22 protein-coding genes and 2 tRNA genes are annotated in these 21,247 nt (G+C 62.2%); 14 read left to right on the top strand and 10 right to left on the bottom strand.

Features of this window, described 5'->3' with window-relative positions; all coding sequences use genetic code 11:
- The first annotated feature begins 11 nt into the window (after positions 1–11).
- The 9 genes from recF to ACFVSI_RS03850 all read left to right on the top strand — a co-directional run bounded on the left by recF (position 12) and on the right by ACFVSI_RS03850 (position 9,142).
- Positions 12–1,205: a DNA replication/repair protein RecF gene (gene recF / locus ACFVSI_RS03890; RefSeq protein ID WP_387819964.1), complete on the top strand. Its 1,194-nt coding sequence runs from the start codon at positions 12–14 to the stop codon at positions 1,203–1,205.
- The gene (locus ACFVSI_RS03885; protein ID WP_387819962.1) at positions 1,192–1,746 is read left to right on the top strand and encodes a DUF721 domain-containing protein; all 555 of its coding nucleotides are present in this window, start codon (positions 1,192–1,194) and stop codon (positions 1,744–1,746) included. Before recF ends, ACFVSI_RS03885 begins: the two co-directional genes overlap by 14 nt.
- 337 nt (positions 1,747–2,083) lie before the next feature.
- Complete coding sequence (gyrB, locus tag ACFVSI_RS03880; RefSeq protein WP_387819961.1) at positions 2,084–4,162, top strand: DNA topoisomerase (ATP-hydrolyzing) subunit B; 2,079 nt, start codon at positions 2,084–2,086, stop codon at positions 4,160–4,162.
- Between the two features lie 62 nt (positions 4,163–4,224).
- Positions 4,225–6,885, top strand: a complete 2,661-nt coding sequence (gene gyrA, locus ACFVSI_RS03875; RefSeq protein WP_387819960.1) for a DNA gyrase subunit A — start codon at positions 4,225–4,227, stop codon at positions 6,883–6,885.
- Positions 6,882–7,607 carry a DUF3566 domain-containing protein gene (locus ACFVSI_RS03870; protein WP_387819958.1) on the top strand — a complete coding sequence of 242 codons (726 nt, stop codon included), beginning with the start codon at positions 6,882–6,884 and terminating at the stop codon, positions 7,605–7,607. The genes gyrA and ACFVSI_RS03870 overlap by 4 nt, the downstream gene beginning before the upstream one ends.
- A gap of 113 nt (positions 7,608–7,720) precedes the next feature.
- Positions 7,721–7,794, top strand: a tRNA-Ile gene (locus ACFVSI_RS03865).
- A 47-nt stretch (positions 7,795–7,841) separates the two neighbouring features.
- Positions 7,842–7,961, top strand: coding sequence for a DLW-39 family protein (locus tag ACFVSI_RS03860; protein ID WP_222120623.1), 120 nt, complete (start codon positions 7,842–7,844; stop codon positions 7,959–7,961).
- Positions 7,962–8,032: 71 nt separating this feature from the next.
- A tRNA-Ala gene (locus ACFVSI_RS03855) sits at positions 8,033–8,108 on the top strand.
- A 110-nt stretch (positions 8,109–8,218) separates the two neighbouring features.
- Positions 8,219–9,142 carry a DMT family transporter gene (locus ACFVSI_RS03850; protein WP_387819957.1) on the top strand — a complete coding sequence of 308 codons (924 nt, stop codon included), beginning with the start codon at positions 8,219–8,221 and terminating at the stop codon, positions 9,140–9,142.
- 33 nt (positions 9,143–9,175) lie between these two features.
- On the opposite strand, the gene ACFVSI_RS03845 is transcribed toward ACFVSI_RS03850, so the two are convergent.
- Together ACFVSI_RS03845 and ACFVSI_RS03840 are read right to left on the bottom strand one after the other, a co-directional pair.
- Complete coding sequence (locus ACFVSI_RS03845) at positions 9,176–10,051, bottom strand: glycosyltransferase (protein WP_387819956.1); 876 nt, start codon at positions 10,049–10,051, stop codon at positions 9,176–9,178.
- A gap of 128 nt (positions 10,052–10,179) precedes the next feature.
- A complete protein-coding gene (locus ACFVSI_RS03840; protein WP_387819954.1) occupies positions 10,180–11,169 on the bottom strand; it encodes a hypothetical protein in 990 nt (329 codons plus the stop codon).
- Between the two features lie 153 nt (positions 11,170–11,322).
- Here ACFVSI_RS03840 and ACFVSI_RS03835 point away from each other — a divergent pair, with 153 nt between their 5' ends.
- Positions 11,323–11,865, top strand: coding sequence for a peptidylprolyl isomerase (locus tag ACFVSI_RS03835; RefSeq protein WP_018778468.1), 543 nt, complete (start codon positions 11,323–11,325; stop codon positions 11,863–11,865).
- 21 nt (positions 11,866–11,886) lie between these two features.
- Complete coding sequence (locus ACFVSI_RS03830; RefSeq protein ID WP_387819952.1) at positions 11,887–12,741, top strand: rhomboid family intramembrane serine protease; 855 nt, start codon at positions 11,887–11,889, stop codon at positions 12,739–12,741.
- Between the two features lie 28 nt (positions 12,742–12,769).
- Here the strand turns inward: ACFVSI_RS03830 and ACFVSI_RS03825 are convergent, their stop codons facing one another.
- From ACFVSI_RS03825 to ACFVSI_RS03795, 7 genes are all read right to left on the bottom strand, one after another.
- Positions 12,770–13,390, bottom strand: coding sequence for a GyrI-like domain-containing protein (locus ACFVSI_RS03825; protein ID WP_387819951.1), 621 nt, complete (start codon positions 13,388–13,390; stop codon positions 12,770–12,772).
- Positions 13,391–14,150: 760 nt separating this feature from the next.
- Positions 14,151–14,750, bottom strand: a complete 600-nt coding sequence (locus tag ACFVSI_RS03820; RefSeq protein WP_387819949.1) for a DNA-3-methyladenine glycosylase I — start codon at positions 14,748–14,750, stop codon at positions 14,151–14,153.
- Between the two features lie 102 nt (positions 14,751–14,852).
- Positions 14,853–15,569, bottom strand: a complete 717-nt coding sequence (locus ACFVSI_RS03815; RefSeq protein WP_387819947.1) for an alpha-ketoglutarate-dependent dioxygenase AlkB family protein — start codon at positions 15,567–15,569, stop codon at positions 14,853–14,855.
- On the bottom strand, positions 15,566–16,195 hold the full coding sequence (locus ACFVSI_RS03810; RefSeq protein ID WP_387819945.1) for a methylated-DNA--[protein]-cysteine S-methyltransferase: 630 nt from the start codon (positions 16,193–16,195) through the stop codon (positions 15,566–15,568). Before ACFVSI_RS03810 ends, ACFVSI_RS03815 begins: the two co-directional genes overlap by 4 nt.
- On the bottom strand, positions 16,192–16,719 hold the full coding sequence (locus tag ACFVSI_RS03805) for an RNA polymerase sigma factor (protein ID WP_387819944.1): 528 nt from the start codon (positions 16,717–16,719) through the stop codon (positions 16,192–16,194). Before ACFVSI_RS03805 ends, ACFVSI_RS03810 begins: the two co-directional genes overlap by 4 nt.
- On the bottom strand, positions 16,719–17,228 hold the full coding sequence (locus ACFVSI_RS03800) for a methylated-DNA--[protein]-cysteine S-methyltransferase (RefSeq protein WP_387819942.1): 510 nt from the start codon (positions 17,226–17,228) through the stop codon (positions 16,719–16,721). Before ACFVSI_RS03800 ends, ACFVSI_RS03805 begins: the two co-directional genes overlap by 1 nt.
- A 45-nt stretch (positions 17,229–17,273) precedes the next feature.
- Positions 17,274–17,528: a cell division protein CrgA gene (locus ACFVSI_RS03795; RefSeq protein ID WP_144660210.1), complete on the bottom strand. Its 255-nt coding sequence runs from the start codon at positions 17,526–17,528 to the stop codon at positions 17,274–17,276.
- Positions 17,529–17,685: 157 nt separating this feature from the next.
- Between ACFVSI_RS03795 and ACFVSI_RS03790 the strand changes: the two genes are divergently transcribed.
- From ACFVSI_RS03790 to ACFVSI_RS03780, 3 genes are read left to right on the top strand one after another with little or no spacing between them, the layout of a single operon-like run.
- A complete protein-coding gene (locus ACFVSI_RS03790) occupies positions 17,686–18,513 on the top strand; it encodes a class E sortase (RefSeq protein WP_387820217.1) in 828 nt (275 codons plus the stop codon).
- Positions 18,514–18,516: 3 nt separating this feature from the next.
- Positions 18,517–18,687, top strand: a complete 171-nt coding sequence (locus ACFVSI_RS03785; RefSeq protein ID WP_017199770.1) for a hypothetical protein — start codon at positions 18,517–18,519, stop codon at positions 18,685–18,687.
- Positions 18,684–19,325: an aminodeoxychorismate/anthranilate synthase component II gene (locus tag ACFVSI_RS03780; protein ID WP_144660206.1), complete on the top strand. Its 642-nt coding sequence runs from the start codon at positions 18,684–18,686 to the stop codon at positions 19,323–19,325. The genes ACFVSI_RS03785 and ACFVSI_RS03780 overlap by 4 nt, the downstream gene beginning before the upstream one ends.
- A 17-nt stretch (positions 19,326–19,342) precedes the next feature.
- On the opposite strand, the gene pknB is transcribed toward ACFVSI_RS03780, so the two are convergent.
- A complete protein-coding gene (gene pknB / locus ACFVSI_RS03775; RefSeq protein WP_387819939.1) occupies positions 19,343–21,241 on the bottom strand; it encodes a Stk1 family PASTA domain-containing Ser/Thr kinase in 1,899 nt (632 codons plus the stop codon).
- Positions 21,242–21,247 lie beyond the last annotated feature (6 nt).

Below are 21,247 nucleotides of genomic sequence, written 5' to 3'. Positions count from 1 at the left end.
CTGCAAACGGCGTGTACCTCGAACATCTCTCGCTGACGGATTTCCGCAGCTACGCACAGGTGGACTTGAAGCTTGGTCCAGGTGTAACGGTCCTGGTGGGTTCCAACGGGATCGGCAAGACCAACCTGATGGAAGCCATTGGATATTTGGCGACGCTCAGTTCCCACCGTGTGAGCACGGACGCTCCGCTGCTTCGTTTTGGTGCGGAACGCGCAATGATCCGGGCCAGGTTGGTCCGTGGTGAACAAGCCACGGTCATCGAGTTGGAAATCAACTCTGGTCGTGCCAACCGCGGACGGATCAACCGCGGTAATCCGGTCCGGGCGCGGGACATCCTGGGAATTTGCCACACGGTGCTGTTCGCCCCTGAGGATCTTGCTTTGGTCAAGGGCGACCCCTCGAACCGCCGACGTTTCCTGGATGAGCTCCTGGTCAGCCTCGTACCCCGGCATGCTGCCACCCGCAGCGATTACGACCGCGTACTGAAGCAGCGGAACGCCCTCCTGAAATCGGCCCGCGCTGGCAAGTTCACGGCGGGCCATGAAGCAACCTTGGACGTCTGGGACCAGCACATGGCCAGGGCCGGGGCCGAATTGCTGCACGCACGGCTCGAATTGGTGGAACGGCTGCGTCCCCACTTGAACAGCGCATACGCGCAGCTCACGGACGGGTCCAAGGATGCCGGCGCGGTTTACCGCTCCACCATCCAGGACATTCTTGACGACGACGGCGGTCCGGCCAACAGCGGAACGGAACCTCCGGCGTCGTTCGAGGACCTCCGGCTGCTGTCCGTTGATGAACTCACCGAACGCTATGTCCAGGCCTTTGCGGCGTCGAGGAAAAAGGAACTCGAACGGGGTATTTCATTGGTGGGCCCGCACCGCGACGAACTGGAGCTCACTTTGGGACAAGCTCCGGCCAAGGGCTATGCGTCCCACGGCGAAACGTGGTCCATGTGCCTGTCGTTGCGCCTGGCTTCCTACTACGTGATGCTGGACGACGCCCGGACCGGCGGCACTGCTCCGATCCTTATCCTGGACGACGTTTTCGCTGAATTGGACGTCCAGCGGCGGCGTAAACTGGCTGCAATAGTCGCCGGTGCCGAGCAGGTTCTGGTGACTGCCGCCGTCGACGCCGACATCCCTGAGGAGCTGGCCGGACGGCGCGTAACCGTTGTTCCGGGAGGCATCGATGGCGAAGGATAGTCCCGACGGACTCCAACCGGGCCGCGACCCGGACGAAATCGATGCTGCTCAAGCGGCGCTGAACCGCATGCGGGAGGCAGCTGCTGCACGCGGCGAAGTGAGGCAACGTGCTCCCCGGCCGGGTTCGGCCCCCAAGCGCAAAGGATTGCGGGATACGCGCGGCTTTTCCCAGTTTCACGGCGGCGGCCGCGACCCGTTGGGGCTCGGCAAAGTTGTAGGGCGCCTGGTAGCCGAACGCGGCTGGACTTCACCTGTTGCCGTTGGTTCTGTCATGGCGGAATGGGACACCTTGGTGGGTCCGGACATCTCCGCGCACTGCACCCCGGAGAGCTTCACCGACACAACACTTCATGTACGCTGCGATTCGACGGCCTGGGCCACGCAGCTGCGGTTGCTGAGTACCAGCCTCCTGGAACTGTTCCGGAATGAGCTTGGTGAAGGAGTTGTCACCAGCATCCAGGTCCTGGGCCCGTCCGCACCAAGTTGGCGGAAAGGTGGCCGCAGTGTCAACGGTCGGGGACCCAGGGATACGTACGGCTGAGCGGCGTGCAGGGCGTTTCAACGCCCCTGGGCCGTATAGGCACCCATCGGGACGTGTGCAGGGCCATTGCAGATAGGGCCAGCGGCCTCCCAGCGGCATATTCAGCTCTGGGCTGCCCCTGTATTTGCAAGGATTCGCGTGTTTCCACGATAGAATTGGCGTAGATCACTGAGCGCCGGTGAAACGTCGCCGGATCCTGAATCCACCCTCGTGGCCTTCGGGAACCCCGTCGTGTTACTCATCGGCGCAATCAGTCACGTGCCCGTTGGCGGCCGCGGTCCGCCGCGCGCAGCTCCGGGAACGGCCGACATCGAGTACAGAGGAGTCGAAAGCGCCTGTGGCTAACGACAATGCAGAGACCTTGGCAGTAGAGCCCGAAGAGGAGACTGTTCCCACTCCTGACACGCCCACAGAGGCGCCCAGGGAGTACGGTGCCAGCGATATCACCGTGCTGGAAGGCCTCGAAGCCGTGCGCAAACGCCCCGGCATGTACATCGGTTCAACCGGACCCCGCGGCCTGCACCACTTGGTCTATGAAGTGGTGGACAACTCTGTTGATGAGGCCCTGGCCGGTTATTGCAGCCATATCGAAGTAACCCTTCGCGCTGACGGCGGCGTAAAGGTGGTCGATGACGGACGCGGAATCCCCGTGGATATCCACCCCACCGAGGGTAAGCCCACGGTTGAGGTGGTCATGACCATCCTGCACGCCGGCGGTAAGTTCGGCGGCGGTGGATACGCTGTTTCAGGTGGCCTGCACGGTGTGGGCATCTCCGTCGTGAACGCCCTTTCCCGGCGCGTGGATACCGAAGTCCGCCGCCAGGGCCACGTTTGGCGTATGTCCTTCGCCGACGGCGGCAAGCCGCAGGGTGAACTCGTCAAGGGTGAAGCGACGGAGGCGACCGGTACCTCGCAGACCTTCTACCCGGACGGCTCCATCTTCGAGTCCACCGAATTCGATTTCGAGACTCTTCGTGCCCGCTTCCAGCAGATGGCCTTCCTCAACAAGGGCCTGAAGATCACCCTCACCGATGAGCGACCCGCCGCCCGCGACGGCGACGACGACCTGGATCTGGACGCTGTCGCAACCGAGGGCGAAGTAGCGGCCGAGCACCGCACGGTAGTTTACGAATACCCGGACGGCCTGCTCGATTACGTCAAGCACCTCAACTCGAACAAGAAGGTCGAGATCGTCCACGAGGATGTCATCGCCTTCGAAACCGAAGACACCGAGCGGCACATCGCCGTCGAGGTTGCCATGCAGTGGACCACTGCCTACTCGGAAAGCGTCCACACGTACGCGAACACCATCAACACCCATGAGGGTGGAACGCACGAAGAAGGCTTCCGGGCCGCCATGACTTCGCTGATTAACCGCTACGCGCGGGAGAAGAGCATCATCAAGGAAAAGGAAGACAACCTCACGGGTGATGACATCCGTGAAGGCCTGACCGCGGTGATTTCGGTGAAGCTTTCCGAACCGCAGTTCGAGGGCCAGACCAAGACCAAGCTGGGCAACTCCGAGGTCAAGGGCTTTGTCCAACGCGTTGTCACCGACCAGCTCGGTGACTGGCTTGAGCGCAACCCTGGCCCTGCACGCGACGTGATCCGCAAAGCCATTTCAGCTGCCCAGGCCCGCATGGCGGCCCGAAAGGCGCGTGACAACGCACGCCGGAAGAGCCCGCTGGAGTCGTTCGGCATGCCCGGAAAGTTGTCTGACTGCTCGTCGAAGGATCCCTCGCGCTGCGAGGTCTACCTGGTGGAGGGTGACTCGGCCGGCGGTTCGGCCAAGCGTGGCCGCAACCCCGAAACCCAGGCGATTCTGCCGCTGCGAGGCAAGATCCTCAACGTGGAACGCGCCCGTCTGGACAAGGCTCTGGGTAACGCCGAAGTCCAGTCCATGATCACCGCATTCGGTACGGGCATTGGCGAGGACTTTGATATCGCCAAGTTGCGGTACCACAAGATCGTGCTGATGGCAGATGCCGACGTTGACGGCCAGCACATCACTACCTTGCTGATGACACTTCTGTTCCGCTACATGCGTCCGCTTATTGAAAACGGCTACGTCTACCTGGCCCAGCCGCCGCTCTACAGAATCAAGTGGTCCAACGCAGCACACGACTACGTTTACAGCGACCGCGAGCGTGATGAGACCATCCGCAAGGGTGCCGCGTTGAACAAGCGCCTCCCCAAGGACAACGGAATCCAGCGCTACAAGGGCCTCGGCGAGATGGATTACACCGAACTGTGGGACACCACCATGGATCCGGAACGCCGTACGCTCCTGCAGGTCACCATGGACGATGCCTTGGCTGCCGACCAGACCTTCTCCGTGCTGATGGGCGAGGACGTGGAGTCACGCCGTAACTTCATCCAGCAGAACGCCAAGGACGTCAGGTTCCTCGATATCTAGGGTCCGTCAAGGACACGAAGTATTCCAGAACCGACATATACCTGAAACGGAAACCTTAGATTATGAGTGACGAAACTCCCGAAGTCCCGGCGGATTCAAATGCCGAAGATGTCGTCCTTGAGGGCGATGTACTGACCGACCGCGTTGAGCAGGTGGACCTGCAGACCGAAATGCAGCGGTCCTACCTGGACTACGCCATGGCCGTCATCGTGGGACGCGCCCTCCCGGACGTACGTGACGGACTCAAGCCGGTTCACCGTCGCGTTCTGTACGCAATGTTCGACGGCGGATACCGCCCCGACCGTTCGTTCAACAAGTGCGCCCGCGTGGTTGGCGACGTCATGGGTACCTACCACCCGCACGGTGACATGGCGATCTACGACGCATTGGTCCGCCTCATCCAGGACTGGACCATGCGCTACCCGCTGGCCCTCGGCCAGGGAAACTTCGGTTCGCCCGGCAACGACGGCGCGGCCGCCCCGCGTTACACCGAAACCAAGATGGCCCAGCTGGCCATGGAAATGGTCCGGGACATCGACGAGGAAACCGTCGATTTCCAGGACAACTACGACGGCAAGAACCAGGAACCCACTATCCTGCCGGCGCGGTTCCCCAACCTGCTGGTCAATGGCTCCTCCGGCATCGCCGTCGGCATGGCGACCAACATCCCGCCGCACAACCTCCGCGAGGTTGCCGACGGCGTCCAGTGGGCTCTCGAAAACCCCACGGCAACGCGCGAAGAACTCCTCGAGGCCCTTCTGCAGCGCATCAAGGGACCCGACTTCCCCACAGGCGCCACCATCCTGGGGCACAAGGGCATTGAGGACGCGTACCGTACGGGCCGTGGCTCCATCACCATGCGCGCCGTGGTCAACGTGGAAGAACTGCAGGGCCGGACATGCCTTGTGGTCACTGAACTGCCGTACCAGGCCAACCCGGACAACCTTGCCATCAAGATCGCTGAACTGGTCAAGGACGGCAAGATCCAGGGCATCGCCGACCTCCGTGACGAAACGTCAGGCCGTACCGGCCAGCGCCTTGTCATTGTCCTCAAGCGTGACGCCGTGGCCAAGGTTGTCCTGAACAACCTCTACAAGCACACGCAGCTGCAGGACAACTTCTCCGCGAACATGCTGGCGATTGTCGACGGCGTTCCGCGGACCTTGAGCCTGGACGCCTTCATCCGGCACTGGGTGGCCCACCAGATGGACGTCATTGCACGCCGGACCCGGTACCGCCTCCGCAAGGCCGAGGAAGAAGCACACATCCTGCGTGCCCTCCTCAAGGCATTGGACATGCTGGACGAAGTCATCGCGCTGATCCGTGCTTCCAACACCACGGAAGCTGCCCGCGAAGGCCTGATGGAGCTCCTGGAGATTGACGAGCTCCAGGCCCGCGCGATTCTGGACATGCAGCTCCGCAGGCTCGCAGCCCTCGAGCGCCAGAAGATCCAAGACCGTCACGCCGAGCTCGAGGCACTCATCAGCGAGTACAACGCCATCCTTGGCTCGGAAGAGCGCCAGCGCCAGATCATCAGCGAAGAGCTTGCCGAAATCGTGGCGAAGCACGGTGACGACCGCCGGACACACATCCTGATGGGCTTCGACGGCGACATGTCCATGGAAGACTTGATTCCCGAAGAGGAAATGGTCGTCACCATTACCCGCGGTGGTTACGTCAAGCGGACCCGTAGCGACAACTACCGCTCACAGCAGCGGGGCGGCAAGGGCATCAAGGGCGCCCAGCTGCGCGGTGACGACGTCGTGGAGCACTTCTTTGTTACCACCACGCACCACTGGCTGCTGTTCTTCACCAACCTGGGCCGTGTCTACCGGGCCAAGGCATATGAACTTGCAGAAGCCGGACGTGACGCCAAGGGCCAGCACGTTGCCAACCTCCTGGCCTTCCAGCCCGATGAGCACATCGCCCAGGTCCTGGATCTCAGGGATTACCAGCAAGCTCCATACCTGGTCCTGGCCACCAAGAACGGCCTGGTCAAGAAGACGCGGCTGGAAGACTACGACACCAACCGCACGGCCGGCGTCATCGCCATCAACCTGCGCGACGGTGACGAACTGGTCTCAGCCCAGCTGGTCAGCGAAACGGACGACCTCCTCTTGGTCTCACGCAAGGGCCAATCGATCCGCTTTACGGCAACGGACGACGCCCTGCGACCCATGGGCCGCGCCACCTCAGGTGTCACGGGCATGAAGTTCCGTGAAGACGACGAACTGCTGGCAGCGGACGTGGTCCAGGAGGGCTCCTTCGTGTTCGTTGTGACCGAGGGCGGGTACGCCAAACGAACCGCTGTGGACGAATACCGACTCCAGGGCCGCGGCGGCCTGGGTATCAAGGTAGCCAAGCTCGCCGAGGACCGTGGAGACCTTGTGGGTGCCCTGATCGTCCAGGAAGAAGACGAAGTCCTGGTGGTCATGGAAGGCGGCAAGGTGGTCCGTTCCGCCGTGGCCGGCGTTCCTGCGAAGGGCCGTGACACCATGGGTGTCATCTTTGCCAAGCCGGACAAGAATGACCGCATTATCGAAGTCGCCCGCAACAGCGAACGCGGTTTGGAGGGCGAGGAATCAGAGGACGCCGCCGACGATGACGTAACGTTGGCTGCAAACGACGGCGCCGCTGCGGTGACCGCAACGGAAAACGACGCTGACCCGGAAAATGAATCGGGCGCGGAGCTGAACGAAGACAATACCGGAGGTAACGAGTGAGTAATTCCGACTCATATCCCAAGCCGAGCACAGGTGTCCCCGGCGGACTCCGGCAGCCCTCAGGCAATGCGCAGGCCGGCACGCCTGCACGTCCCCAGCAACGCCCGGGGGCAGGATCCCCTGGCTCGGGCGTGGCAGGTGCACGTCCGGGAACGGATGCCAACTCTGCTCCCCGTCCGGCCGGCGCCCCAGGGCAACGCCCCGCACAGCCGGGCCAGCGCCCTGCGACGGCAGGTCAGCGTCCGACAGGCGCACCGGGCCAACGCCCCGCACAGCCCGGCCAGCGTCCGGCAGGAGCGGCAGGGCAACGCCCCGCCCAGGGTGGTCCCGGCTTGGTCAAGCCTGCCCCCAAGGCCAAGGTGCGTCGTGCACGCCTACTTGTCAGCAAAGTTGACCCTTGGTCAGTGCTCAAGATGGCTTTCCTGTTGTCCGTAGCCCTGGGAATCGTCACCGTGGTGGCGGCAATTGTCTTGTGGACTGTGCTGGATCTCACAGGCATCTTCAACCAAGTGGACAGCCTTCTCGGCACCCTTGCAGGTTCTGAAGGCAGCGGTTTCGAGCTGAAGAAGATTGCTTCGCTGGGCCAGGTGGCGTCCTTCGCGACGATCATCGCCGTCGTGAATGTTGTTTTGCTGACGGCACTGTCCATGCTGTCTGCTGTGCTCTATAACATTTCTGCAACGTTGGTGGGCGGCGTAGGCGTCACCTTGACGGACGACTAGGAAAAATCCGCGGAATTCCGCCGTTTTCGGCGGAATTCACCGGAGAAAGTGCCTCGATTTGAGATCGGGCCGGGAAGTGCTGTACAGTCATATCTCGGCCCGATGAGGCATCGGGGCGTATAGCTCAGGCGGTTAGAGCGCTTCGCTGATAACGAAGAGGTCCCAGGTTCAAGTCCTGGTACGCCCACGGAACCTAAACAGGTTCAGGTAAAACTGAACCGGAATGAGGTACTTGTGAAGAAGTTGCTGGTAGTTGTGGCAGCCGCAATCGCAGGTGTCCTGGTTTATAAGAAGAACCAGGAATCCGAAGCCCGGAAAGATGTCTGGAGCAAGTCAACCGATACAGTTGACTAGCCGAGGAACCCGGTTCTGAACTGGTAAAACCCAGTCCGGATATGGGGTATGATAGACGGGTTGCTTCTTATGGGGGCATGGCGCAATTGGTAGCGCACCTGCTTTGCAAGCAGGGGGTTCGGGGTTCGAGTCCCCGTGCCTCCACCATAAGAAAAGTCCCGGTCAGAAATGACCGGGACTTTTGCGTTTAACGCCTGCCCTGTAAATTGGCCCGACTCGGGAACGGACGGGGAACCACGGCCCAATAGTGTTGGTCTGTGAACCTTCTCATTGCCGCCCTGGGAGTACTGGGTGTGGCCTCCTCCGGACCACTCATTGCCGGCACACTGGGCGCCACCTCGGTGACCGCGCTGGCCATCGCGTTCTGGCGCAACGCGATCGGTGCCGCCGCGATGGCGCTGCCGGTGGTCATCAAGGAACCAAAAGCCTTCGGCAGGATCAACCGGCGCGAATTCGGCTGGTCGGCGATGGCCGCCGTCGCACTGGCTTTTCACTTCGCTTGCTTCATCACGGCCCTCCAGCTGACGTCTGTTGCGGCGGCCACGGCACTCGTTTGTCTTCAGTCCGCATGGATCGCTGTCTTCCAGATGTTCCGCGGCACGCGCCACCGCTGGCCCGTCCTGATCGGCCTTGGCATAGCCTTTGTGGGCGTCGCAGCCATCACGGGATTCGATATGGGTTCGTCCCCCGAGGCGCTGCTGGGCGACCTCCTGGCCGTCGCCGGTGGCGCCCTGGCTGGCCTGTACACCTTGGCTGGTGGCAAAGCCCGGCAATCCATGGCAACGGGAACCTACACCACTCTGTGCTACGGGATGTGCGCGGCGTTGGTGGCGCTGATGGCATTGGTCAGCGGGCAGCCGTTGTCAGGGTTCGACGCCGGTGGCTGGCTTGGGATCATCGCCATCACCGTCTGCGCGCAGTTGGTGGGGCACACAGCCTTCAACCACTTGCTGGCAACGATGAGCCCGCTGTTGGTGTCCATGATCATCCTGCTCGAAATCCCCGGCGCGGCCATTCTTGCCGCCATCTTCCTCAATGAGACTTTGCCGGCGGGGACCTATGCCGGCTTGACGTTGATCCTGGCCGGCTTGGCCGTCGTCGTGGCCGGTCAGAGGCGCGGCCGTGCAGGGAGCGGGAAAGACGAAGCTGACCGCAGGGAAGCCGAGCTGGGCACCGACTGACGTGCCGTCGTCGAGCGTTGATCCGCCCGGGAGTCAGAGACCGCCGCGACGGGCGCCCTGTGCGGCATTGGCCGTGTGGATGGCGCGGAGCAGCTTGGCAGGGAAATAAACGGAGAAGAACACCACCATGGGCGCCTTCAGGGCCATCTTCTTCACGTTGTGCGCCTTGTACGTACGGTCGAAGCGCTGAACATAGTAGCGGTAGTCCCGGGGTGAATCCTCAAGCCTGCGCGCGGACATGCCCGAGACCATCTGCGGGACGTACTGGACCTTCAGGTCATGCTCAAAGAGGTGGAGCGAGAGATCGATGTCCTCGTGCATCTCATCCTTCTCGTCCAGGCACGCCTCATCGCGGATGGTTTCCCACGCAGACCGACGGAGGGCCATGTTGGAGCCGAACAGGAAGTGGTACTGGTGCTTCGCCAGGCGGATCATGAGTTGTCGCATCTTGTCATCGGCCTTGAGCCCGAACCGACGCATGGGCATGTCGTAGTAGACCACCGGTCCAGTGGCTGCGGCAACAGATTGGTCCATGAACGCCTTTTGCACCTGCTCGACCCAATCCGGTTCCAGGACGGAGTCGGCGTCGATGCGGCCCACTACCTCTCCCGTGGCACTGTTCAGGCCGTGGTTGCGGGTGGGAATGAGGCCCTGGGCGGTGTCCTGCCGAAGAAGAATAATGGGGCTCTCAGGGTATTCCTGCTGCATTTGCCGCACGATCCTGGCGGTACGGTCCGTGGACAGGTTGTCCACCACGATGATCTCGTCGGCCGGAACGGATTGGTAGATGGCAGCGATGAGGCACTGGCGTATAACGCTTTCTTCGTTATACGCCGGGATGACGATGGAGACGCCCGGAGGTTCCGGGGCATCCTGGAGGGCACCCGCCAAGGGTCTATCGGCTGACATCTCCTCAAATCTAACACCCGCATCTTTGCCCCTGGCGGAGGCTTTGGTTACAAGCCGGCAAACACTGAAGGGACTCCGGCTGCTGCCGGAGTCCCTTCAGGAGTGGACTGCTTTCCAGGTGAAAGCGCTTAGCTGTTGGTACCCTTGGCGTCCGAATCAGAGCCTTCGCTGTCCTTGTTCAGGCTCGCTGCGATGTTCTTGACGGCCGTCTTGGCATCCGTGGCGACCTTTGCGCTTGAATCCTCAACGTTCTTGAAGGCGTCCTTGGTTGCCTGCTCGGCCTCGGCTTTGGCTTCTTCCGGAGTAATGTCCGACGTGCCGGGCTTGGCAGCTTCAGCCGCAGTAGCGGAGGCGGCTGCGTCGGCCGGAGCCGGTGCCGCAGTTGCTGCCGCTGCAGGAGCGGCCGGAACCGGAGCCGGGGTCGGTGTGACCGGGGAAGGGGTCTTCCACGGATCCTCGACCGGCTTGGAAGCCTTCCAAGCGGCAACACCGGCAGCCGCAGCTGCGGCGATGACCGTGAAGACCAGCCATCCGCGCTTCTTGGGCTTGGGTTCCTTGCCCAGCTTGGTGGCGACAGCCTTGGAGGCCTCATCTGCCACAGCCTTCAGCTGCTTGCCTGTGGCCTGGGCCTGCTCCTGGACGCTGTGCACAACACCGGAGTCAACAAGTTTCTGGGCAACCGCATCGACCTGGGCCGGCGCATTCTCCAGAACGTGGTGAACGGCTACGGAAGCCTGGCCCAGCTGTTCGGAAAGCTTGGGCAGGTACTCATCCACCACTTTGTCCCGTGCAATCCCCAGTGCCGGAGTTGCTTTGTTGAGGGTCTCCTGGATTTTTGGCGTTGCGTCCTCTACGACGTCGTGGATCTTTGGCGCGAGGTGCGCCAGTCCATCCTGGATGCGCGGCGTAACGACTGCCACGCCGTCGGCGAGGTTGTGCGCGGCGGACTTCAGCCCCTCTTGGATCTTGGGGGAAGCGGTGTCAATGCCGTGCTGGATACGCGGAACAGCCCAGTTCACGGCTGCTTCCACACGGGGCGCAGCCCAGTCGCGTGCGTTATCCACACCAACCGCAACGGATTGTTCGAGTTCGCGGGCAATACGGTCTGTTTTCTTCACAACTACCTCCCGATACACGTGCTCGTTTGTTGCTAGCCTACGTCGCTTGGGGAACACCGGCTATTCATCTGCCCGATTCGACCCGGATTTCACCGAGCGCGGAACCGGCTTTACAACTGCCACGGCGTTGACCCTGCATGGAAGAATGGGCCTATGACCATTGCAACCGCAAAAGCAACGATCCACACTACCCTCGGCGATATCAAGGTTGACCTCTTCGGTAACCACGCGCCCAAGACCGTGGCAAACTTCATCGGCCTGGCCACCGGCGAGAAGTCCTGGAACCACCCGGAGACGGGCGAGGACAAGACCGGTACTCCCCTGTACAACGGCACCATCTTCCACCGGATCATCAAGGACTTCATGATCCAGGGCGGCGATCCCCTGGGCCGCGGCGTTGGTGGCCCCGGTTACCAGTTCGACGACGAAATCCACCCGGAACTGACGTTCAACGCTCCTTACAAGCTGGCCATGGCGAACGCCGGAATCCAGATGGGCAAGGGCACCAACGGGTCACAGTTCTTCATCACCACGGTCAACACCGACTGGCTGTTCGGCAAGCACAGCATTTTCGGCGAGGTCACGGATGAGGAATCCCGCAAGGTCGTTGACGCCATCGAGGCCGTCCGCACCGGCATGGGCGACCGCCCCGTCGAAGACGTCGTTATCAACAGCATCGACATCGAACAGCTTTAGTCGCTCTCTGACGCTGAATCAATGAGCTACGGAATCCCGTCGGCAGAGCCGTCCGCTGATATTCCGGTGTGCCCCCGGCACCCGGACAGGCCCTCCTATGTGCGGTGCCAGCGTTGCGGGCGCCCCGCGTGCCCCGAGTGCCAGCGGACGGCCGCCGTCGGGTTCCAATGCGTTGACTGCGTCAACGAACAAAAACGTACGACGCCGGCCTACCGGTCCCCGTACGGCGGCGCCCTGGCCGTGGGCCGCCCTCTGGTGACGTTCACGATCATCGGGCTCTGCGTGCTGGTGTACATCCTTCAGTGGATTGTGCCCGGCGACGTCATCTTCCAGAACTTTGCGTTTGCCAACGTCTTTGCCGCCACTGAACCGTGGCGCATGGTGACGGCGGCGTTCCTGCACTCCCAGGGCTTCCTGCTTCACATCGTCTTGAACATGTACACGTTGTGGATCTTCGGCCAAGCCCTTGAGCCCCTGCTCGGGCGGATACGTTTCCTGGCTGTGTATCTGATCTCCGCTATCGGCGGTTCCGTCGGCTATCTCCTGCTGACTCCCGACTACCCAATCTCCGGCGTCGTGGGCGCATCCGGTGCGATCTTCGGACTCTTTGGGGCCATGCTCGTGGTGCAGCGGCACAGGGGCGGCGAGACCAAGCAACTGTGGGTTTTGATCGCCATCAATGGCGCCATTGGCTTCTTTATCCCCAGCATCGCCTGGCAGGCCCACTTAGGTGGGTTGATTACCGGTGGCCTGGCTGCTGCCGCCATCGCGTACGCCCCCCGCGGCAAGAACCAGGCCCTCCTCCAAGCCGGCGGGTTGGTGCTGGTTGTGGGCTTGTTGGCAGTACTCACCTGGTTCCGCGTTACCGCCGGCTAACCCTGTCTGGGGTCCCTTTTCCTATGTATCACTCCGCTGTGGGCGCGACGGGTTGCCGCAGGATGGTCCGAAGTTTCTCCGGCGCGCTCCGCCTGGGATCCCCTAGATAGATCTCGTGGTGCTTCCCTGTCATGGTCAGTGACTGCTCCGGTATGAACCGGTGATGCAGCTCATCCAGCACGGGCCCTTCATCATCGTACGGACCAATGTGCAGCGTCTGTACGATCAGCCCCTCCTCCAGCGGTTCCAACCGGAGCCGCTCCAAGGCCGGGGCGGCTCCTTTTCGGTCCACAGCCTCGCACGCCGCCTCAAAGTGCTCTTGCGTGACCCAGTCCGGCACCATGTTCATCAGGGTCCAATCCCAGAGCGACTTGTCCCTGGCGCTGGTGAAGGCGTCCATGTCATCGGCCCACCAGAGTGCCTCCAGCGGCATCACGCCATAGTCCTGGCCCAACTCCGCCTTGCTGAAGAACTTCAGTTTGTACGCCACGGGGTACAACGTGGACAAGGCGGCCTGGTACGACGCCGCAGTATTGGGGTCCCCTGAGCCGTCGATCTTCAAGTACTGAAGGGGCGGAACGGTCAGCACGGAGAAAGTACCCCTCGTTGCACTGTAGCTGGGGATCAGTTTCTTGAAGTCGCTCTTCATGGGACAACCGTAAACCTGCCGGTTGATGGGCTGCATGAGCTGAACGCCCGTGTTATCCACAGGTGTTATCCACACTGTGAGTAACTTACATGCATGTAGTTAAGGGCTTAACCCGACAATTGAGCCGTTGTAGCGGCAGATATCCCCCGAAAGGCATGAATTTCTCCACACCTGTGGATAACTATGTCCCCATCTGTCTCCGTTTTGTGGACAAAGAGGCAAGTTCTTCCGCCCCTGTGGACAAGGCTGTTAATTCCCCCGCAGTGAAGGCTCTATCAACAGGGTTATCAACATTGTTAATAACTTACATCCGTGTAGTTCAGAGGTCCGGTGAGTCAGTAAACCCCGGCAGGACAGGGTTCCACAGGCGCCAACTCACATGTTTTCCCCATCTGTGGATAACTTGTGGGAAGGCGGATGTTGTTATGTGGGTAACCGGGAGCAGGCCCCACCGCAGCGATTACTAAACCCAGGGGCAAGTGAACGAACGCACAGCACCGGAATCTCCGTTGAGTCGAAGCGGGCAATCCTGCCGCGTTGAACTTTCGGTGAAACTTCGGCCACTATCCACAGCGCCGTGCACAGTGGGTATAACTGTCCCACGGGCGGCCTGACGGCCTGCATGGGCGGTAAACCGGGGGTTTTGGGGGTAAGTATGTGGATGTCCACAGAAGTTATCCCCGCTTGTGGATAAAGTTACGCACTTCTGTGGACAAGAATTTGGGTCAAGGGGTGTTTGAACTCCCCGAGCGGCTTCCGCCTAAATCCACACCCCTGAGGTCCCGCGTCGGTGGCTGTCCACCAGATGGGTGTCGATGATGCCGACCGCTTCCATCAGGGCATACATGGTGGTGGGCCCGACGAAAGCGAAGCCCTTCTTCCTCAGGGCCTTGGAAAGGGCGATGGATTCCGGAGACGTTGTGGGGATCTCCGACAGGCTCTGCGGAGCGGGTGTGCTGTCAGGTTGGAAGGACCACACGAAGTCCACCAGTCCGCCTTCCTCGCGCAGGGCAATGGTTGCTTTGGCGTTGGTAATCGCGGCGTGGATCTTCAATCGGTTGCGGACGATACCGGCGTCGAGCATGAGCCGTTCCACGTCAGACTCGGAGAAGGCGGCGACACTCTCCGGATGGAAGTCCAGAAACGCCTTCCTGAACGCCTCGCGCTTGCGCAGGATGGTGGCCCACGAAAGGCCTGCCTGGAAAGCCTCCAGGCTGATGCGTTCGTACATCCCCTGCTCGTCCCGCACGGGCATGCCCCACTCGTGGTCGTAGTAGGCCTGCATCAGTGGATCAGACGCGGCCCACACTGGACGCGCCAGGCCGTCGGGTCCGATGATGCTGCCGCTATCCGGGGTCATGCAATCTCCTCTCAAAGCAACGCGGGTCACTTATGGCCCCTGGTGAGGGCATTTAGGGGCCATAAGTGACCCCGCGTTGCAGGTAGGGGGAAGTTTATCTACCTAGGACAATCCCGTGACACGCATGGTGATGTTGATCCGGCCGTGGTCCAATCCGCAGCCATCGGGAGCAGTGCCCGGGAGCACCTTGGGGATGCCGTGATAGGCGAACCGGGAAGGGCCGCCGAAGACGAAAAGATCCCCTGAGCGCAGTTCCACGTCCTCGTACGGTTTTGTGCGGGTCTGCGTGTTGCCGAACCGGAAAACGCAGGACTCACCAATGCTGATGGAGACCACAGGAGCGTCGGAATGCTCGTCTTTGTCCTGGTGCATGCCCATCGCAGCCCCATCGGCGTAGTAGTTCACCAGAGCCGCGTCCGGTGCGTAATCCATCGAGAGGCCCAGCAGGGACTCGTCAATGCCCACCTCCCTGGAATAGGCAGCGGAGACGGCCATTTTCCCCAGGCGCACCATCCAGTCCGGAAAATCGAGGACAGCTTGCCCGTTGACGTCCGTCGCTGTCCGCGAGTAACGGTACGGCTGCCAGTGCCAGCCGAGGCAAACGGTGCGTACTGACATTTTGTGCCCGCCGGGAAGCGTGGCGGCCCGCAAGGGGACGGGTCCCTGGGTCCATTCACCGAAACGCGCCACGATCCAGCGCTGCTGCTCCAACGTCAGCCAACCGGGGACGTGTACCGCGCCGGGCCGCACCAGGCGCGGACCGGCGTCGTGCTTTTCCGGCTGAACCAGCTCACGCGGAAACAGGGCATCGCTACTCACGCCGCTGCCTCCAGCGTGAGCAATGCCCGCTTGGCTTCGGGTCCGCCGAGGTAGCCACCGAAGCTGCCATCGGACTTGACCACGCGGTGGCACGGCACAATCACAGGCAGCGGATTGGTGGCGCAGGCTGTCCCCACCGCGCGGACGGCGTTGGGGCTGCCCGCAGCCTGTGCCACCTGTGCGTAACTCGCAGTGTTTCCATAGGGAATGCGGGGCAGGTGTCGGAGGACATTGAGGCGGAAACCGCGGGACAGCCGGAAGTCGAGGAGGAGATCGAAATCCCGGCGCGTGCCTGCGAAGTACTCGTCGAGTTCCCGTGCGGCGTCATCCAATCGGGTGGGGGCTTCCAGGATGCGCGGGCTGACCGTGTCCGCCAGCAACTGCAATACGGAGTCGTGGTCTTCCAGTTCAAAGGCGACCCGGATGAGTCCCCGGTCCGTGGCCGCGAGCAGCAGCTTCCCCACTGGAGAATCGATCGTACGGTAGGCGATATCCATGGCGTGGGTCAGTTGGGCATCTCGGGCCAGCCGGGCGTGGAGGCCAGCCAGGGCGGGCTGCAACCCAATATCCAGAGGTTCCAGGAGGGAAACCACCTCGTCATGCCCAAGGCTGGGTTCGAGGGTCATTGGACTTCACCTTTCGACGATGAATGGACCAGCGAAGCAGGAGATTGGATAACTGCCCGGAGTGCTTTCACGCCATCGGCGCCTGCACGGCGGGCCGCCTCCGGCGAACTGCCCAGGAGAACGCCGATCTCCTTGTAAGGGAGCCCGGCAAGGTAGTGGTAGGCCACTGCTTGGCGCTGCTTCGCAGGCAGCTTGGCGACGGCGTCGAGAAGCTCGGTGTTCGTCTCACCCGGCAGGCCCAGGCGGGTCGGCTGTTCGGGCGGATGGTCCACAGGCAGGGCGCGCCTGGCTCCGGCACGGAGGTGGTCTATGCACTTCCGGTGGGCAATGGTGACCAGCCAGGCTTCCACGTTGGCGTCCACGGGGAGATCCGGATACGCCTGGAGCGCTGCAAGGAAGGTATCGGACCAAGCGTCGTCAGCGTCGTGGACACCCAGGATCGCGCGGCACACCCGAAGTACGGTTGCACCGCGTTCCTGCACGACTGCCTCGAACGGTTTCTTGTTGGCCTGTCCGTTCTCCATCAGAAGAGCTTGCCCTCCCTGACAGAGTCCGGTTCTTCGAGTTCCAGGAGGAAGCGCTTGTTCCGAAGCCCGCCCGCATATCCCGTGAGCTGGCCCTTCCGGCCCACCACGCGGTGGCAGGGGATGATGATGCTGATGGGATTGCGTCCGACGGCGGAGCCAACTGCCTGCGCAAGGTGGGGATCCCCGAGCTCGGCGGCGAGTTCCCCATAGCTGACGGTTTCCCCAAAGGGAATGTGTTGAAGCCGGGCCCAGACCTTCTCTTGGAAGGGGTTGCCTTGAGCCTCAAAGGGCACGCTGAATTCGGTGCGTTGACCGTTCAGGTACTCGGACAACTCACTCCGGGTATGGGCAAAGACCGGGTCCTCACGGGAGACCGGTTCCCCGAAATAGTCGGGCGCGGGCATATGCCAGTGCCCTTCGTAGAAAATGCCCGTCAAAAACTCCCCGCGGGCAGTCAGCGTCAACTGCCCCAGCGGGGAATCCAACGTGGTGTGCCGGTTGCTCATATCCTGTAGACGCCAGCGGGCACCGGAATGTGAGGTCCGGAATTCCTAGGAGCGCCAGCGGGTGGTCATGAGGAACCCGACAATGGCGATGCCGAAGCCGGCAACGATGTTCCAGGAGGCCCAGTCACGGACCGGGAATTGGCCCTCAGTGATGTAGAACGTGATGATCCAAAGGAGGCCGAGGATCATGAGGCCGAACATGACGGCCTTGTACCAAACCGGGTTGGGCTTGTATTGCTGTGTGGCCGAGGTCTGTTGGGTCTGGCGGGCAGGCCGCTTGCGGGGCTTGGACTCGGGCACGGATCCTCCTGGACTGCTCGGTTGATACCCGTCGCGCTGGCCTTGATATCCTGCAGGAAGGAAATTTCCAGCGGTTAACGGCCACACGGCGTTCCGGGTTGGTTCTAGCTGTCAAGTCTAGCCGCAACTCGGGATACGCCAGTGACGCCCGCGCCCTATAAGAGGAGACCCTGTGGCGCACCAGCAGACGACGGCGGCATCTGCCGTGCCGTCCGCGAGCCAAGGGGAGGAATTGCGCCCCCGCAAGAAGCGTGGCGCCTCGAATGTCATCCGAAAGATCAGCCAGATCCTGGGTGAGCTGCTCATCACGGCGGGCATTGTCCTGCTCCTCTTCGTGGCCTGGGAATTGTGGTGGACCAACGTGGAAGCCGACGCCAAGCAGACCGAGGCCGTCAAGAGCTTCGCCCAGGAATTCACTGGACCGGTAGCCCCCGCAGCACCCACGGGCCCTGTGGACTACGGAACACCCGTCGTCGGCAAGGCCCCTGGCCACGGCGGAACCATCGGCATCATGTATATCCCGCGTTTTGGCCAGGATTACACGCGCCCCATCATCGAAGGCACGAGCTCGGACGTCTTGGACACCCTGGGCCTGGGACACTACGGAAGCACCAGCATGCCGGGCGCCCCGGGCAACTTTGCGGTGGCCGGCCATAGGCAAACCCACGGCGCCGTCCTGGACAACATCCACACCTTGGTTCCCGGGGACAAGATCTACGTCCAAACCGCCGACGGCTACTACACCTACGTTTTCCGCAACAACCAGATCGTTCTGCCCGACCGGACCGACGTCCTGCTGCCTGTGCCCACCCAACAAGGGGCCACTCCTACGGATAGCTTCCTGACGATGACCAGTTGCAACCCCAGGTTCGGTGCGCAGGAACGCATAATTGCCTACTCCTTGCTGGAGAGTTGGCAACCTGCCTCAGCTGGACCGCCGTCGGAAATTGCCGCCCAAGTAGCCCGTGCCCACGGAAAGGGGTAGCAGATGTACGCATGGATCTTCCGGAACTTGCCCGGCCCGCTGTGGGTGCGGATCCTCACTTCGCTGGTACTGGTGGGAGTAGCCCTGGTACTGATGGTCGAGTTCCTGTTCCCCTGGTTTTCCCAATTCACCACCCTGACTGACTCAACGATTGGTTTAGTGCAGCAACCATGAGCACAACAAAGATTTTGGTAGTAGATAACTACGACAGCTTCGTCTACACACTGGTGGGCTACCTCCAGGAACTGGGCGCCGAAACAACTGTCGTCCGGAACGACGACGTCACTCTGGCAGAGGCCACGGAACTGGCGGCAACCCGCGACGGCGTCCTTGTGTCGCCCGGGCCGGGCACCCCTGCCGAAGCCGGCGTCTGCATCGAGCTCATCAAATGGTGTGGTGAAGCCTCCAAGCCCATGTTCGGCGTCTGCCTTGGGCACCAGGCCCTCGCCGAAGCCTACGGCGGAGTGGTGACCCACGCCCCTGAGCTCATGCACGGCAAGACCTCCCCTGTGCGGCACGAAGGAAAGAGCGTCTTTGCTGGCCTCCCCTCTCCCGTCACAGCAACCAGGTACCACTCCCTCGCAGCCGTTCGCGACTCCATTCCTGATGTCCTGGAGGTCACGGCGGAGACCACGAACGGCGTCGTAATGGGCCTCCAGCACAAGACCGCTCCGCTCTGCGGCGTCCAGTTCCACCCGGAGTCAGTGCTCACCGAGGGCGGTTACCAGATGCTGGGTAACTGGCTCGAATCCCTTGGCATGACCGGCGCAGCCGAGCGTGCAGCGCAGCTGAGCCCGCTGATCAAGCAGTAGCCGCCCGCCCCCACAGGCTATTTCTTGGTGGGCGTGGGCTTCGGCGTCGGGGTGTCCTCAGTCGGCGTAGGAGTGGGCGTTGGCGGCGGGGCAGGAGCCTTGGCAACCGTAACCGTGACCATCTTGCCCTGATCGACTTCGGTGTTGAAGACCTCGCTCTGCGCGGTGACCTTGCCCGGTTCGACTTGCGAGTTTTCCTGCTCCACCACCACCATGGTCAAGCCGTTGGCCTTCAATGCCGCCTCGGCCTCGGCTTGGGGCAGCCCGATGAGCTGAGGCATCAGGACCTTGCCGGAGGAGATCTGCAGCTCCACCGTGGAATTGGTGGCAATCGGGGCCCCCGGTGCCGGGGCTGTGCCTATGACCAGGCCCATGGGCACGGTGGCGCTGTGCGTACGGGCACTCTTGATGGTTCCCGTGATGCCCAGTTCCCGGAGCGCATCTGTGGCATTCGCTTCTGTACGCCCCACGATGTCCGCAGGTATGGTCACAGAACTGGGACCGCTGGAGACCTTGAGGACCACTTCGCCATCCTGGGCGACCATGGAACCGGCAGCCGGGGCAGTGCCGATGGCCATGTCCTTGGCCACGGTATTGCTGGGCTCACGTACCGACTTCGGCACGAGCTTGAGGGAATACAGCTTCTGGATCGCCTGGGACTCTGTCATGTTGGCCACCACCGGCACCTCGATCTTGGCAGGCTCGGCGGGCTTGGTGTTCATGAGGTTGTAGAGCCAGAAACCGCCGCCGGCCAGCACCAGGAGCGTGAAGATCACCAATGTCGCGATCCATGCACGACGGCGGGACCTCTGCTGTGCGGGCCGCTCACGTTCCGGTGGGAGGCCCAGGGGAAGGGGTTCCTCATGCGCTCGGTCAAGGGGTTCTTCCTTGAACTGGTCCACATCCAGCAACCCCACGGCCGTGGCACTAAGGAGCTGCGTGGAGGGGTTATCGTCTTCCACAAGGTCGTTTGGATCGGTGGGGGCTTCGCTGGCCGCGACGGCGGGCACCGGGATCCCATTGCTGGCGGCACGAAGGGCCCGACGGAAGGCGGCGGCATCCTGGAAGCGATCCGTCCGGCTCTTTTGCAGGGCCTTGACCAGTACCGAATCCAGTGCCTCGGTGACATCCGGGTTGTGTGCACTCGCAAGGTCCGGGGTTTCGCGGACGTGCTGGTAGGCCACGGACACCGGGCTGTCGCCCACGAAGGGCGGCCGGCTGGTCAGGAGCTCATACAGGAGGCAGCCGGCTGAGTAGAGGTCGCTGCGGGCGTCCACGGTTTCGCCCCTGGCCTGCTCCGGCGAGAGGTACTGTGCGGTACCCACAACCGCCTGGGTCTGGGTCATCGTGGCCGCGGAGTCGGCCATGGCACGCGCGATGCCGAAGTCCATGACTTTGACTTCACCGGTGTCCGCGCAGACCATGACGTTGGCCGGCTTGATGTCCCGGTGGACAATCCCGGCACGGTGGCTGTACTCCAAGGCAGCGAGTACACCCAGCGTGTAGCCGATGGAATCCTCTACGCCCAGTTCCTTCGCCTTGATCATGTCCCTCAGCGTCCGGCCCGAGACGAACTCCATGACGATGTACGGAACGCGCACATCCTCTCCGGGGCCACCCGGAACGGAATACTCTCCCGTATCAAAGATGGCGACGATGGAGGGATGGTTGAGCGCCGCGACGGCCTGGGCTTCACGCTTGAAACGGGCCTGGAACTGCGGATCGCGGGCAAGGTCCGCGCGCAGGACCTTCACCGCGATGGTTCGTCCCAGCAGGGTGTCTGTTCCCTTGTAGACGTCAGCCATGCCGCCACGACCGATCAACTCACCGAGTTCATAGCGTTCATTGAGGATGCGCTGTGAAGACACAGGTGTGCTCTCCTCTCGATGCGCGGGGCCGGGACGGGGCGTAGACATGGTGGT

This window comes from Paenarthrobacter sp. NPDC057981 (genome assembly GCF_042886835.1).
Taxonomy (GTDB): domain Bacteria; phylum Actinomycetota; class Actinomycetes; order Actinomycetales; family Micrococcaceae; genus Arthrobacter.
Note: the sequence above shows the minus strand (reverse complement) of the source record. Positions and strands in the feature narration are given on the sequence as shown.